Source organism: Streptomyces sp. NPDC096136 (assembly GCF_044763325.1).
In the GTDB taxonomy this organism is placed as follows: Bacteria; Actinomycetota; Actinomycetes; order Streptomycetales; family Streptomycetaceae; genus Streptomyces.
Genome location: NZ_JBIWFZ010000007.1, coordinates 1 through 13,078, shown reverse-complemented (window position 1 = coordinate 13,078; position 13,078 = coordinate 1). Strand labels below are relative to the sequence as shown.

Sequence of the window (13,078 nt, the reverse complement as noted above, 5' to 3'; positions counted from 1 at the left end):
GGGCGGACCCGCGTCCGGCGCCGTCTCAGAGGCGGTGCACGCGGCCCTCGCCGACCGCCAGGGGGTGGCGGCCCGCCGCCAGGATGCGCAGGCCGGGCGCCACGGCGAGCAGCCGCCGCAGCCAGGCCAGGGCCTCGGGGGAGAGCCGGTCGCTGTCGTCCAGCACCAGCAGCAGGTCCCGTTCGGCGAGCCAGGAGGCGGCGTCCGCCGCCCCGCAGGGCAGGACCGGCACACCGGGCAGCCGGCCCAGCGCGGCCACGAGGTCGCGCACGCCGCCGTCGCCGCAGGGGCGGACGACGACCGCGCCGTCGCAGAAGTTGGAGGAGATCCGCCGCGCGATGTCGCGCACGAGCAGGCTGCGCGGTTCGCGGAAGCGGCCCGTGACGGTCAGCACCCGGCCCCGCCGGACGGCGGTGAGCAGGACCGACAGCTCCGTGGAGGTGGCCGGAAGTGACCCGGCCGCCCCGTCCGATCGTGCGGGTCTGGTGTCGCCCATCATCACGATGCCCCCCATTGCATGCGTGACCGCTGCGGCAGCCGGGACGAATCGGGCCGCGTGACGACGATTATGCGCCCCTTGCCCCGCATGCCTAGGGGAATGTCGTATTCCGTACTGTCGCCTCCGTGCCGGCGCGGTTCAGCCGATGCCCTGCCGGTCCGGCTGGAGGGCGAACGCCGCGCGCTGCGGGGTGGCCGCCGTGGTGTGCACGGCCTCCTCCAGGAGGTCACGGTGGCGCCGTACCGGCTCGCGCCGGTCGGGCGGCGCGAGCCGCTCCAGGTCGTCCAGGCAGGCCGCGACGCGCCGGGTGATCTGCACCGAGCCGATCCCGTAGTCCCGCACCTCGGTGAGGGCCAGGTCCAGCAGATCCGGCCAGCTCGGAAGGGTCTCCACCAGCCGCACCGCCCCGTCCGCGTCCCGGTGGAACGCCCGCCCCAGGGGCTGTACGGCGAAGGCGGTCAGCAGCACCTCGATCCGGTCCAGGGCCTGCACGGCGGTCGTCGGGTCGTTGACCGAGGGGGACAGGGCGCGCGAGGCGATGTCGGCGAGCTGGCGGATCCCGAAGGCCAGGTCCTGCTCGGTGGTCCGCTCCACACCCAGCTCCAGGGCCGCCTGGACGTCCGCGTCCGACGGCGCCGGCCCGCCCGAGACCCGGAACAGCACGGTGCCCGGCACCAGGTAGTCCCCGATCCGGGGGACCAGGTGCAGGACGAGCCCCTCGCGCCGGGCGAGCGCCACCAGCCGCGGCACGTCCACCGCCTGGAGCACCCCGGGCCGCCGGACGTGCGAGACCGTCGCCCCGCCCGGGTCGGCGGCCCGCTCCGCGGCGCCCCCGTCCACGGCGCGCCCGGGCCCCGCGCTGTCGCGGATCAGCCGCAGGCTCTCCCGGCACACCCGGTCCATGACGTACGGGACCCTCATCAGCCGGATGGTGGAGTGCACGTAGACGACGAACAGGCCCAGGCTGAGCACCAGGAAGCCCATGGCGAGCGAAGCACCCAGGTAGGGCACGACCGCGTCCCCGTCGCCGTCGCCGGACGACCCGTACTCCTTCTGTACGCGCAGGGTGTACAGGAAGGTGCACAGGAAGGTCCCCAGCGTCAGCTTGGTGACCCTGCTCTCCACGTAGAGGCGCAGCACCCGCGGCGAGAACTGGCCCGCCGCCATCTGGAGCGCGACCAGGGTGATCGAGAAGACCACGCCGATGAACGTCAGCATCGCCGAGCTGACCGCGGCGACCGCCGTCTTCGCCGCCGACCCGAAGCCCGCGGCGGTGCGCAGGAACCACAGGCCGGAGAGGTCCACCTCGGTCCAGCGGGCGTCGAGGTCGTGGATGAAGGCGTCGGCCCGGACCACGAGCGTGGCCAGCACCCAGCCGATCAGCAGACCCGCGAACGGAACGAAGAGGAAGGAGTTGCGCATGCGCTTGCGCAGCCTCGGGAACACCCCTCGGCGGCGCCGCACCACGGTCATGGGCATGGACGCCAAATTAGCGCCGGCACACCGCTCTTCGCCGTTCCCGCGGTCCGCGTGACGTACGCGCCGCGGCCGGGCCGGGGGCGAACGGTTGTCCGTGCCGCGGACATCGGCTCTACTGCTCTCAGCCCTGCGGCGGGGCGCGTCCAGGGAGGGGCTCGACGATGACGGCGGACCGGCGGACCAACAGGCGTGCATGCAAGGCCTCTTCGCACCGGCGCCGCCCGCTCCTGCGCGGGAGCGGACCGTTACTCGCCCTGCTGCTCTCGGTGTTCCTCCTGGTCGGCGTCTGCGCCGCCACCGGCATCGCCGGGGACCCCTTCTCGGCCGGCGCCGCCGCCCCGGCCGCGCCCCGGTCCGGCGCGGCCGGTTCCCCCGGACCGTCCGCCATCCCCGCCGCCCCACCGTCCGGCGGCCGGGGAGACGGCCCGGACAAGGGCGGTACCCCGCCGCCCGCCACCCGCGGACAGGTCGACACCGGCGGCCCCCGGCCCGCCGGCGCCCTCCCCTTCGACCTGCCCGGCCCGGCCGCGCTGCGCTCCGGCGCCGCGGGCCGCAAGCTGGTGTTCGCCCACTACTTCACCCCGTACCCGCTCTCCCTGGACAACGCGAGCGCCGACGCCGACTACTACACCCGCAACTACCTCGACCCCGGCGGCGAGAACGGCAAGCACCTGCGCTACGGCGGCCTGCTGCGCGACCGCCCCCTGCCCGTCCCGCCGAAGGACGGCGACTGGGAGTACGCCAACCTCCGGCAGGAGGTGCGCACCGCGCGCGACGCGGGCATCGACGGCTTCACGCTCGACCTGCTCTCCCTCTCCGGCAAGAACCGGGAGCGGGCCGAGATGCTGCTGCGGGCGGCCCACGCGGTGGACCCCGCCTTCAAGATCATGCTGATGCCGGACATGACCGCCCTGGACACCGACGACCCCGCGGTCCTCGCCGACGCCGTGGCCGCCCTCGCCGCGTCCCCCGCCGCCCACCGGCTGGACGACGGCCGCCTCGTCCTCTCCCCGTTCAAGGCCGAGCAGAAGGACCCCGGCTGGTGGAGCCGGGTCATCGACACGCTCAGGACCCGGCACGGCATCCGCACCGCCTTCGTCCCCCTCTTCCTCGACTTCGACGCCCACGGCGAGGCCTTCGCGCCCCTCAGCTACGGGTTCTCCGAGTGGGGCAGCCGCAGCTACGCCGGCCAGGACGGCGCCACCGCCGACGTCCGGCGCGCCCACGGCCTCGGCGGGATCTGGATGCAGCCGGTGTCCGTCCAGGACGCCCGCCCCAACCAGGGGATCTACGACGAGGCCGGCAACACCGCGACCCTGCGCTCCACCTGGACCCACGCCATCGACGACGGCGCCGACTGGGTCCAGCTCACCACCTGGAACGACTACTCCGAGGGCAGCCAGTTCGCCCCGTCCCTGCACAACGGCCACGCGTACCTGGACCTCGCCTCGTACTACCTGACCCGCTTCAAGACCGGCGACTGGCCGCCCGTCGTGCGCGACACCCTGTACCTCACCGCCCGCACCCAGTTCGCCGACGCCGACCCCGACGGTGCCCAGTCCCTGGTGATGTCCCTGCGCAAGGGCAGCGCCGCCGCCCGGGACACGGTGGAGGTGCTCAGCTTCCTGACCCGGCCCGGGAGCATCCGTACGGCGGTCGGCCGGACCGCGGGGGAGTACGGGGCCCCGGCCGGACTCCACTCGGAACTGCTCCCGCTGGGGCCCGGCATCAGCTCCGCCCGGCTGGTGCGCGACGGTAGGGCCGCGGCGGAGGTGGAACTGCCGTACCCGGTGGACCGGAAGGTGCCCGTGCAGGACCTCCAGTACTACGCGGCGACCAGCGGCCGGGCGGGGTAGGGGAGCCGGACGGCCGGCGCGAGCCGCCCGACGCGGCGGCCGCCCCGAGGCCCCCCGGGTTCCGCCACCGGGCACAGGGGTCGAAACCGGGCGCGGCGGGGTCCCTGCCAGGCCAATCCCGCCCAAGCGGCCCTTTCCCTCCGCCCCGGCGCGCCGCATGCTGCCCGAGCGGGCCCGCGAGGCCAGGCGCGCCCGCCCGTCCCCGACCCGGAGGCATCCATGACCGAACCGACCGCCCCGCCCGCCTTCCCCGGCGGCCCCGCCCTCTTCCGGCTGGACCCCGCCGTCGCGCACCTCAACCACGGCTCGTACGGGGCGGTCCCGCTGCCCGTCCAGGAGGCCCAGGAAGCCCTGCGCGCCCAGGCCCACGCCGACCCCGACGCCTTCTTCAACGGGGTCTCGGAGCGGCTCGACGCCGCCCGCGGCCGGATCGCGGCCCGCCTGGGCGCCGACCCGGACGGCCTCGCCTTCATCTCCAACGCCACCGAGGGCGCCAACCTCGCCCTCGACGCGATCCCGCTCGCCGAGGGCGACGAGATCCTGGTCACCGACCACGGCTACGGCACCGTCGTCGACGCCGCCGCCCGCCGGGCGAAGGTCACCACCGTGGCCCTGGACCCCCGCCTCCCCGACGAGGACGCCGTCCGGGAGGCCGTGCTCGCCGGGATCACCCCCCGCACCAGGGTGGCCGTGCTCGACCACGTCAGCTCGCCCACCGCCCGCCTCATCGCGGGCCCCCGGCTCCTGGCCGACCTCGCCGCCCGCGGGATCACCACCGTCGTCGACGGCGCCCACACCCCCGGCATGCTGGCCGAACCGATCGCCGCCGGAGCCGACTTCTGGTTCGGGAACCTGCACAAATGGGGGTACGCCCCCTCCGGCAGCGCCGTCCTCGCCGTGGCCCCCGCCCACCGCGCCCGGGTCCGCGCCCTCAGCCCGTCCTGGGAGGACCACCGGGGCTTCCCGCTCTCCGTCGAGTACCGCGCCACCTTCGACTACACCGGCTGGCTGGCCGCCCCCGAAGGCCTCGACCTCCTGGAGCGGCTCGGCGCCGACCGGGTCCGGGCCCACAACAGCGCCCTGGCCGGCTACGGGGCCGAACTGCTCGCCCGGATCCCCGGACTCACCCCGCTGCCGCACACGCCGGGCCTGGCGCTGCGCTCCCTGCTGCTGCCGCCGGGCGTCGCCGAGACCCGCGAGGCCGCCACGGCGCTGCGCGAGGAACTCGCCGCGAAGCTCCGCATCCGGGTCCTGGTCTGGCCCTGGGCGGGCGGCGGGGGCCTGCGGGTCTGCGGGCAGGTCTACAACCGGCCCGAGGAGTACGAACGCCTCGCCGCCGCCCTCCCCGCCTTCCTGCCCTGACCCGACCCGGCCGCCTCAGGACCGGCGCAGCAGATAGGTGTCCATGATCCAGCCCTTGCGGGCCCGGGCCTCGGTCCGCAGCTCCTCGATGCGGCCGGACACCTCCGACAGCTTCCCCGACACCAGGATCTCGTCCGGGGTGCCCACGTACGCGCCCCAGTAGATGAACAGGTCCTGGTCGAGGTGGGCCGTGAACGCGTGCCGCGCGTCCAGCATCACCACCACGTCGTCCACGTCCTGCGGCCAGCCCTCCGCCAGCCGGCGGCCGGTGGTGATCTGGACCGGGCGCCCCACCCGGTTCAGGTTGGTGCGGTGCCGCGCCAGCAGCGCCGACACGCTGCTGATGCCCGGCACCACCTCGTGCTCGAAGGCCACCCGGCCGTGCTCCAGCACCTCGTCGAGGATCGCGAGCGTGGAGTCGTACAGCGAGGGGTCGCCCCACACCAGGAACGCGCCCGTCTCGCCGTCCGCCAGGTCCTCGGCGATGAACCGCTCGAAGATCTCCGCCCGGGCGCTGCGCCAGCCGTCCACCGTCGGCGCGTACTCGGCCGGGGTGCGGTCGCGGTCCGGGTCGCGGCCCTCCACCAGGCGGTGGCCGGGCCGTGCGTGCGCCTCCAGCATGGTGCGCCGCAGCCCCGTCAGGTCCGCCTTCTCCTCCCCCTTCTCCAGGATGAGGAATGCGTCCGCCGCGCCGATCGCCCTGACCGCCTGGAGGGTCAGGTGGTCCGGGTCGCCCGCGCCTATACCGATCACTGAGAACTTCTTCACCGGGCTATTGTGCCCACCATGCGTGTCGCCCTGTTCGTCACCTGCGTCAACGACGCCCTGTACCCCCGTACGGGCATCGCCGTCGTCCGCCTCCTGGAGCGGCTCGGGGTCGACGTGGACTTCCCGGCGGCCCAGAGCTGCTGCGGCCAGCCCCAGTACAACACCGGCTACCGCCGCGAGGCCGAACCCCTGCTGCGCCGCACCGCCGAGGCCTTCGCCGGTTACGACCACGTGGTCACCCCCTCCGGCTCCTGCGCCGCCATGGTCCGCGCGCACTACCCGCGCATCGCCCGCCAGGCCGCCCGGGAGGGCCGGGGGAGCGGACTCGAACGGCTCGCCGAGGACCTCGTCCCGCGCGTGTACGAACTCACCGAGTTCCTCGTGGACGTGCTCGGTGCTACCGACGTGGGCGCCTTCTTCCCGCACACCGTCACCTACCACCCCTCCTGCCACGGCCTGCGCACCCTCGGGCTGGGCGAGCGCCCCCGCCGGCTGCTGGCCGCCGTCAGGGGACTGGACCTCGTCGAGCTGCCCGGCGCCGAGGAGTGCTGCGGCTTCGGCGGGACCTTCGCCGTCAAGAACCCCGACGTCTCCGCCGCCATGGGCGCCGACAAGGCCGCCGCCGCCCGCGCGACGGGCGCCGGGGTGCTGTGCGGGGCCGACAACTCCTGCCTCGCCCACCTCGACGGCATCCTCCGCCGCGCAGGCTCCCCGCTGCGCACCCTGCACCTCGCCGAGATCCTGGCATCGACCGAGGAGGACCCGCTGCGATGACGCGTACGCCGCTGGGCATGCCCGCCTTCCCGCCCTTCCCGGAGGCGGCCAAGGAGGCCGTACGGGACGAGGTGCTGCGCGCCAACCTCCGCCGCGCCACCCACACCATCCGCGACAAACGGGCGCGCGCGGTCACCGAACTCGCCGACTGGGACCGGCTGCGCGAGGCGGGCAGGGCCGTCAAGGACCACACGCTGCGCCACCTCGACCACTACCTCCTCCAGCTGGAGGCCGCCGTCACCGCGGCCGGCGGCACCGTGCACTGGGCGGCCGACGCCGACGAGGCCAACCGCATCGTCACCGGCCTCGTCCGGGCCACCGGCGCACACGAGGTCGTCAAGGTCAAGTCGATGGCCACCCAGGAGATCGGCCTCAACGAGGCCCTGGAGGCCGCCGGGATCGCCGCGTACGAGACCGACCTCGCCGAGCTCATCGTCCAGCTGGGCCACGACCGGCCCTCGCACATCCTCGTCCCCGCCATCCACCGCGGCCGCGGCGAGATCCGGGACGTCTTCCGCTCCGAGATGGGAGCCTGGGGCCGCCCGGCCCCCGACGACCTCGGCGACGACCCGCGCGAACTGGCCGAAGCGGCCCGCCTGCACCTGCGGGAGAAGTTCCTGCGCGCGGAGGTCGCCGTCTCCGGCGCCAACTTCATGGTCGCCGAGACCGGCACGATGGTCGTCCTCGAATCCGAGGGCAACGGCCGGATGTGCCTGACCCTGCCGCAGACCCTGATCTCGGTCGTCGGCATCGAGAAGGTCGTCCCCACCTTCCGCGACCTGGAGATCTTCCTCCAGACCCTGCCGCGCTCCTCCACGGCCGAGCGGATGAACCCGTACACCACCATGTGGACCGGCACCGTGGACGGCGACGGCCCGTCCGCCTTCCACCTCGTCCTGCTCGACAACGGCCGCACCGACACCCTCGCCGACGAGACCGGCCGCCAGGCCCTGCGCTGCATCCGCTGCTCCGCCTGCCTGAACGTCTGCCCCGTCTACGAACGCGCCGGCGGCCACGCCTACGGCTCCGTCTACCCCGGCCCCATCGGCGCCGTCCTCAGCCCCCAACTGCGCGGCACCGGCAGCGCCATCGACGCCACCCTGCCCTACGCCTCCACCCTGTGCGGGGCCTGCTACGAAGTCTGCCCCGTCGCCATCGACATCCCCGAGGTACTGGTCCACCTGCGCGAACGCGTCGCCCAGGGCGGGCCGGTGACCCGCGAGGGGGTCCGCGTACGGCTGCGCCCCGCGCACGGCCACACCGCCGAGCGCGCCGCCCTGCGCGCCGCCCGGCTCCTCCTGGACCACCCCGGCGCGCTGCGCGCGGGCGAACGCCTGCTGGCCCGCGCCCGCCGCCTGCGCCCCCGCCGGCTCCCGGGCCCGGGCCGCGCCTGGACGGACACCCGCGACCTTCCCGACATCCCCGCGGAACCCTTCCGCGACTGGTGGCTCCGAGAACGGGGGACCCGACCGTGACCACGAGGGACCGCATCCTCTCCCGCATCCGCAGGGCGAACTCCACCCCGTCCACCACCCACCCGGCCCCCTCCGCCCCGACGCCCGGGCCCGCGTCCGCCACCGCCGCCGTGGGCCCGGGCCCCGTGCCCCGGGACTACCTGCGCGTCCACGGCACCCGCACCCCCGCCGAGACCGCGGACCTGCTCGCCGCCCACCTGACCGAGTACCGGGCGCGGGTCCACCGCACGGACGAAGCCGGCCTCCCCCTGCTCCTGGCCCGGCTGCTCTCCGCCTCCCGGACGGTCCTCGTGCCCCCCGCCCTGCCCCCGTACTGGCTCTCGGCGGCCGACGCGACCCCGATCCACGACCGGGCCGCCTCCACCCCCCACGACCTGGACGGGGTCGACAGCGTCGTCACCGGCTGCGCCCTGGCCATCGCCGAGACCGGCACGCTCGTCCTCGACGGCGGCCCCGACCAGGGCCGGCGCCGCATCAGCCTGATCCCGGACCACCACATCTGCGTGGTCCGCGTCCCCGCCCAGGTCGTCGACTCCGTCCCGCAGGCCGTCGAACGCCTCGACCCCGTCCGCCCGCTCACCTGGATCTCCGGCCCCTCGGCCACCAGCGACATCGAACTCGACCGGGTCGAGGGCGTCCACGGCCCCCGCACCCTGGACGTCGTCCTCCTCGGCGCACAATAGCCGCATGCCATCCCACATCGCCCTCACCGCCCTCGTGGTCCGCGACTACGACGAGGCCATCGACTTCTACACCCGCGCCCTCGGCTTCGAACTGGCCGAGGACACCCCCCGCCCCGACGGCTCCCGCTGGGTCGTCGTCCGCCCGCCGGGCGCCAAGGAGGCCGCCCTCCTCCTGGCCCGCGCCAAGGACGACGCCCAGCGCTCCCGCATCGGCGACCAGACCGGCGGCCGGGTCGGCTTCTTCCTCCACACCGCCGACTTCGCGGCCGACCACGCCCGCATGACCGCGGAGGGCGTCCGCTTCCTGGAGGAGCCGCGCCACGAACCGTACGGCTCCGTCGCCGTCTTCGAGGACCTCTACGGAAACCGCTGGGACCTGCTACAGCCCGCCTCCGCCTAGCTCCGGCGCCTCCCGCGCCGCGTCCACCGCGGCACCGTCCTCGACCCGGTGGGCCAGCTCCCCGGCCCACCGGACCAGCCCCGGCAGGTCCATCCCGTACGCCCGCTCCACCTCGGCGAGCGAAGCCGCCCCGCGCCGCAGCAACCGCGCCCCGCCGACGGCGTTCCCCCGCGCGGCATGCGTCAGCCCCACGGCGAGCTGCGCCAGCGCCCGCCACAGGACGGCGTCCTCCGGGGGCCCGGACTTCCAGGCGTCCTCGAACACCTCGTGCGCGTGGAACGGCATCCCGGCGTCCAGCAGCCGCTGCGCCTCGGCGACCGTCTCACCGGGCGGGCGCACCACCCCCTCGGGCTGCCGCGCCACCCCGTCGGCCCCGTACGGCAGCGGCCGCCCCAACCCGTCCCGCGGCCGCGCACTCCGCGCCCGCCCCGCACCGTCCCGATCCCGCTCCCGACCGTCCACGGGCCCATCCTCCCCCGCCCCGATCACCCGTGCACACGCACCCCTCGACGTGCGGTAATGTTCTGCATGTGCCCAGCGCACGGGGAAACCCCAGGTCGCAGGGACACAAGCAGTACAACGGGACGTGGCGCAGCTTGGTAGCGCACTTGACTGGGGGTCAAGGGGTCGCAGGTTCAAATCCTGTCGTCCCGACTTGCGAGTACGCAGGTCAGAGGCCGTATCGGAAGCATCCGATACGGCCTCAAGATCGTTTTTGGGGACCGGTTGGGGACCAGGCCGGTCCGGTCGGGTCAGTCCGGTGTGGAAGGTGACCTCGACTGGGGCGTCGCGGTCGAGACGACCGTCGTCCGCGATCATCGGCACGCGGCCGGGGCCCGTCGAAAGGGACCCCGGCCGGCGAGCGGCCGCCTCGGTGGCCGTCCGCCGGCCTTCTACCGCGAGGCGTACAAGCGGCGGAACACCGTCGAGGGCCTGCATCAACAAGCTCAAGCAGTGGCGCGGCCCGGCCACTCGCTACGACAAGACCGCCGCCATCTGCCTCGCCGGACTCCACCTCGCTGCCATCACCATCTGGTCAGCGAGGTGATCCGAAGCGAACGGCCTAGCCCTGCCGGCTCATCGCATGGATGGTGACATCCGGGTCCTCGAGCGCGTTCGTCATTGCTCTACTCCTCATCACGGTCGGTGGTGATTGAGCGGTTCTGGATGATCTTTCGTAGCCGGGCCTCGACGAGGGGCCCGATTTCGCGGAACATGCGCGGTGTGGTGATGGTCTGGTGGGTGCAGTCGACCTCGGTGTGGTCGATGTCGCCGTCAACGTACGCCCGCCACGCCTCAGGAGGAATGACGTACCCGGTCCGTGATCGGGTGGCAGCGAATACCATCGCGTCCGTCGACACCCGCTCGTGACGGTATTCACCCATCAACCGGATGTTGTTCTTGATGACGCTCATGAGGGTGACGAATCGATCCTCCTCGAGACTTCCGAGAACCGTATTCGTCCCTCGTGCCAGTTGACTGAACTCCTCGTACGTGGGGGCCGAGTTCCCCAACGTGTCGGTGTTGACGCCGAGTGCCTCCAGGATGGCACCGTACATCAACTCCATTTCGTTCTGCCCCTCCAGCAGGTGCTCGGGGATCGGCTTGGCGGGATCGGAATCGAGGAACACGAGGAGGTCGACCTGTTCCCCGCGTTCCTGCAGCCGTGCCGAAATGGCGTGGGCCAGAATCCCTCCGAACGAATGCCCCATCAAGTGGTAAGGGCCTTCGGGCTGTATCCGCATCATCTCCGCGATGCAGTCATCGGCCACTTCCTCGACGCTGCGACGAAGCTCATCCGGATGGTCCAGTGCGTGGGCCTGGAGTCCGTAGACCGGGAAGTCGGTGCTCAGAAACGGGAGGAGACCTGCATACGACCAGCAGATGCCTGCCCCTTGGTGCACGCAGAACAGAGGAGCGTGCTTACCCCGCTTGCGCAGCGGCAGCAGGACTTCGAAAGCACTGCTGGTCGTGCCCGATTCGAGGCTGGCAGAGAATTCTGCGACGGTGGGTGCTTCGAAGAGTGTCTGGAGGCTGGTTTCGGTGCCGAGGGTGGTGCGGATGCGGCTGGTGAGTTGGGTGGCGAGGAGGGAGTGGCCGCCGAGGTCGAAGAAGTTGTCGTCGATGCTGACTGCGGGCAGGCCCAGGACTTCTGCGAACAGGGTGCAGAGGATTTCTTCCTGCGGGGTGCGCGGGGCGCGTCCGTTGCCGGTGGTGCTGTAGTCCGGTGTGGGCAGGGCCTTGCGGTCGATTTTGCCGTTCGGGGTGAGGGGGATGGCGTCGAGGGTCACGATCGCCGAGGGGACCATGTAGTCGGGCAGCTGGTCCTGGAGCGCCTGCCGCAGGGTCGCCACCAGCGAGCCGCTGGCCCGTGACCGGACGGGGGTGTTCGTCACGGCCGACGTCAGGCGCTGCGGGTTGTACGTGCCGGTCACCGCTTCGGTGTCCGTCGGCAGCAGAACCGCGTCGAAGGCGGCGGGGTCCTGCGGGTTCCAGGTGAGCAATGCCTGCCGGCCCCGCTCAGCAGCCCACTGGTGGACGCTTTCCGGATCGGTACCGGAGGGGGCGGTCAGTGCCGTGGCGATGGCGGTGATGTCCGTGCCGGCTTCGAGCGCCCGGGCGGCGGCGGTTTCACCGGCCAGGCGGGCGTTGGGAACGCCGGCCAGTCGCAGCGGCATCCCGTCATCGAAGTGCTCGTCGAGCCCGTCGAGCGAGGTGATGTCGGAGCCCCACGTCAGCTGCGGTACGGCTGTCAGGTCCGCGAAGTCCGTCTGCTTGTTGTGCAAGGTGGTCTCGTAGCGGTGGCGGGTGAGTTCGTTGTGGTTCTGGCCGTGCTTGAGGCGTATGTCGACGCCGAGGTCGTGGGAGGCGGCGAATGCGGTGAAGTAGTCGGGATGGACCAGCAGTTCCTTCTCCACGACGAGTGCGTGCTCCACTGCGGATCGCAGTGCGTCGGTGTCGTCGGCGCGCTGGGCGTGTACGGCGGTGTGCAGGGCGCGGAGCAGCCCGAGGTGGCGCACGTCGCCGATGACGATGCGGCCGCCGTCTGCCAGGAGTTGCAGTGCTTGGGTCAGGACCCGGGTGAGGTATTCCTGGTCGGGGAAGTACTGGATGACGGAGTTGATCACGATCGTGTCGAAGTGCCCGACCGGGAGTCCGGTGGTGTCGTCTGCGGGCTGGCAGCGCAGCGTGACGTGGTCCCAGCCGCGCTCGGCGGTCTGTTCCTCAAGCCGGGAGACCACTGCCTGGGACAGGTCCGTCCCCCAGTACTCCTGCGCCTCCGGTGCCAGCGGCGCCATGAGCAGACCCGTGCCGACGCCGATCTCCAGGATGCGTCGGGGCTGGTGGCCGGCGATGCGTTCCACGGTGACCTGCCGCCATTCGTGCATCTCGTCGAGTGCGATGGGCCTGCCGGTGTAGGAGCTGTTCCAGCCCGAGAAGTCCTCGCCCAGCGGAGCACCCGATGTGCCGTACAGCGAGTCGTACAACTCCCGCCACTCCGATACCCGTACGTCACCGTCGCCGGCCTCCGCCTCGGGAACGACGTAGGCGACCAGACGGGTGTCGCCGGGCTGGTCCTGGCGGGCGATCACGACCGCTTGGGCGACCTCCGGCTGCCGCACCAGTGCGGCCTGGACCTCTCCGGGTTCGATGCGGAATCCGCGGATCTTGACCTGGTGGTCCGTGCGGCCCAGGTATTCCAGTTCGCCGTCGCGGTTCCACCGCACCAGGTCACCCGTGCGGTACATCCGGGTCCCCGGGTCGCCGAACGGATCGGCGAC

11 protein-coding genes and 1 tRNA gene are annotated in these 13,078 nt (G+C 72.9%); 7 read left to right on the top strand and 5 right to left on the bottom strand.

All coding sequences use genetic code 11. The features are described 5' to 3' along the window. Nucleotides 1-25: 25 nt before the first annotated feature. Both ACIRBY_RS16715 and ACIRBY_RS16710 read right to left on the bottom strand, forming a co-directional pair. A complete protein-coding gene (locus ACIRBY_RS16715) occupies nucleotides 26-496 on the bottom strand; it encodes a hypothetical protein (RefSeq protein ID WP_403901180.1) in 471 nt (156 codons plus the stop codon). A 141-nt stretch (nucleotides 497-637) separates the two neighbouring features. Beyond that, nucleotides 638-1,978, bottom strand: a complete 1,341-nt coding sequence (locus tag ACIRBY_RS16710) for a DUF2254 domain-containing protein (RefSeq protein ID WP_403901178.1) — start codon at nucleotides 1,976-1,978, stop codon at nucleotides 638-640. A gap of 161 nt (nucleotides 1,979-2,139) precedes the next feature. On the opposite strand from ACIRBY_RS16710, the gene ACIRBY_RS16705 reads away from it, so the two are divergent. After that, entirely contained in the window at nucleotides 2,140-3,834 is a 1,695-nt protein-coding gene (locus tag ACIRBY_RS16705) for a glycoside hydrolase family 71 protein (protein WP_403901176.1), read from the top strand. Between the two features lie 219 nt (nucleotides 3,835-4,053). Continuing rightward, nucleotides 4,054-5,196: an aminotransferase class V-fold PLP-dependent enzyme gene (locus tag ACIRBY_RS16700; RefSeq protein WP_403901174.1), complete on the top strand. Its 1,143-nt coding sequence runs from the start codon at nucleotides 4,054-4,056 to the stop codon at nucleotides 5,194-5,196. Between the two features lie 15 nt (nucleotides 5,197-5,211). On the opposite strand, the gene cobF is transcribed toward ACIRBY_RS16700, so the two are convergent. After that, nucleotides 5,212-5,964 carry a precorrin-6A synthase (deacetylating) gene (cobF, locus tag ACIRBY_RS16695; protein ID WP_403901172.1) on the bottom strand — a complete coding sequence of 251 codons (753 nt, stop codon included), beginning with the start codon at nucleotides 5,962-5,964 and terminating at the stop codon, nucleotides 5,212-5,214. An 18-nt stretch (nucleotides 5,965-5,982) separates the two neighbouring features. Between cobF and ACIRBY_RS16690 the strand changes: the two genes are divergently transcribed. From ACIRBY_RS16690 to ACIRBY_RS16675, 4 genes are read left to right on the top strand one after another with little or no spacing between them, the layout of a single operon-like run. Beyond that, the gene (locus ACIRBY_RS16690) at nucleotides 5,983-6,738 is read left to right on the top strand and encodes a (Fe-S)-binding protein (protein ID WP_403901170.1); all 756 of its coding nucleotides are present in this window, start codon (nucleotides 5,983-5,985) and stop codon (nucleotides 6,736-6,738) included. Continuing rightward, a complete protein-coding gene (locus ACIRBY_RS16685; RefSeq protein ID WP_403901168.1) occupies nucleotides 6,735-8,213 on the top strand; it encodes a lactate utilization protein B in 1,479 nt (492 codons plus the stop codon). Before ACIRBY_RS16690 ends, ACIRBY_RS16685 begins: the two co-directional genes overlap by 4 nt. Next, nucleotides 8,210-8,896, top strand: a complete 687-nt coding sequence (locus ACIRBY_RS16680) for a lactate utilization protein C (RefSeq protein WP_403901167.1) — start codon at nucleotides 8,210-8,212, stop codon at nucleotides 8,894-8,896. Before ACIRBY_RS16685 ends, ACIRBY_RS16680 begins: the two co-directional genes overlap by 4 nt. 4 nt (nucleotides 8,897-8,900) lie before the next feature. Beyond that, nucleotides 8,901-9,296: a VOC family protein gene (locus ACIRBY_RS16675; RefSeq protein ID WP_403901165.1), complete on the top strand. Its 396-nt coding sequence runs from the start codon at nucleotides 8,901-8,903 to the stop codon at nucleotides 9,294-9,296. Here ACIRBY_RS16675 and ACIRBY_RS16670 read toward each other — a convergent pair. After that, nucleotides 9,276-9,659, bottom strand: a complete 384-nt coding sequence (locus ACIRBY_RS16670) for a DUF309 domain-containing protein (protein ID WP_403901163.1) — start codon at nucleotides 9,657-9,659, stop codon at nucleotides 9,276-9,278. The two genes, ACIRBY_RS16675 and ACIRBY_RS16670, sit on opposite strands and share 21 nt — an antisense overlap. A 217-nt stretch (nucleotides 9,660-9,876) precedes the next feature. Between ACIRBY_RS16670 and ACIRBY_RS16665 the strand changes: the two genes are divergently transcribed. Then, a tRNA-Pro gene (locus tag ACIRBY_RS16665) sits at nucleotides 9,877-9,950 on the top strand. A gap of 473 nt (nucleotides 9,951-10,423) precedes the next feature. On the opposite strand, the gene ACIRBY_RS16660 is transcribed toward ACIRBY_RS16665, so the two are convergent. Beyond that, nucleotides 10,424-13,078, bottom strand: a 2,655-nt coding sequence (locus tag ACIRBY_RS16660; protein ID WP_403901162.1) for a thioesterase domain-containing protein, incomplete at its 5' end; no start/stop codon positions are given.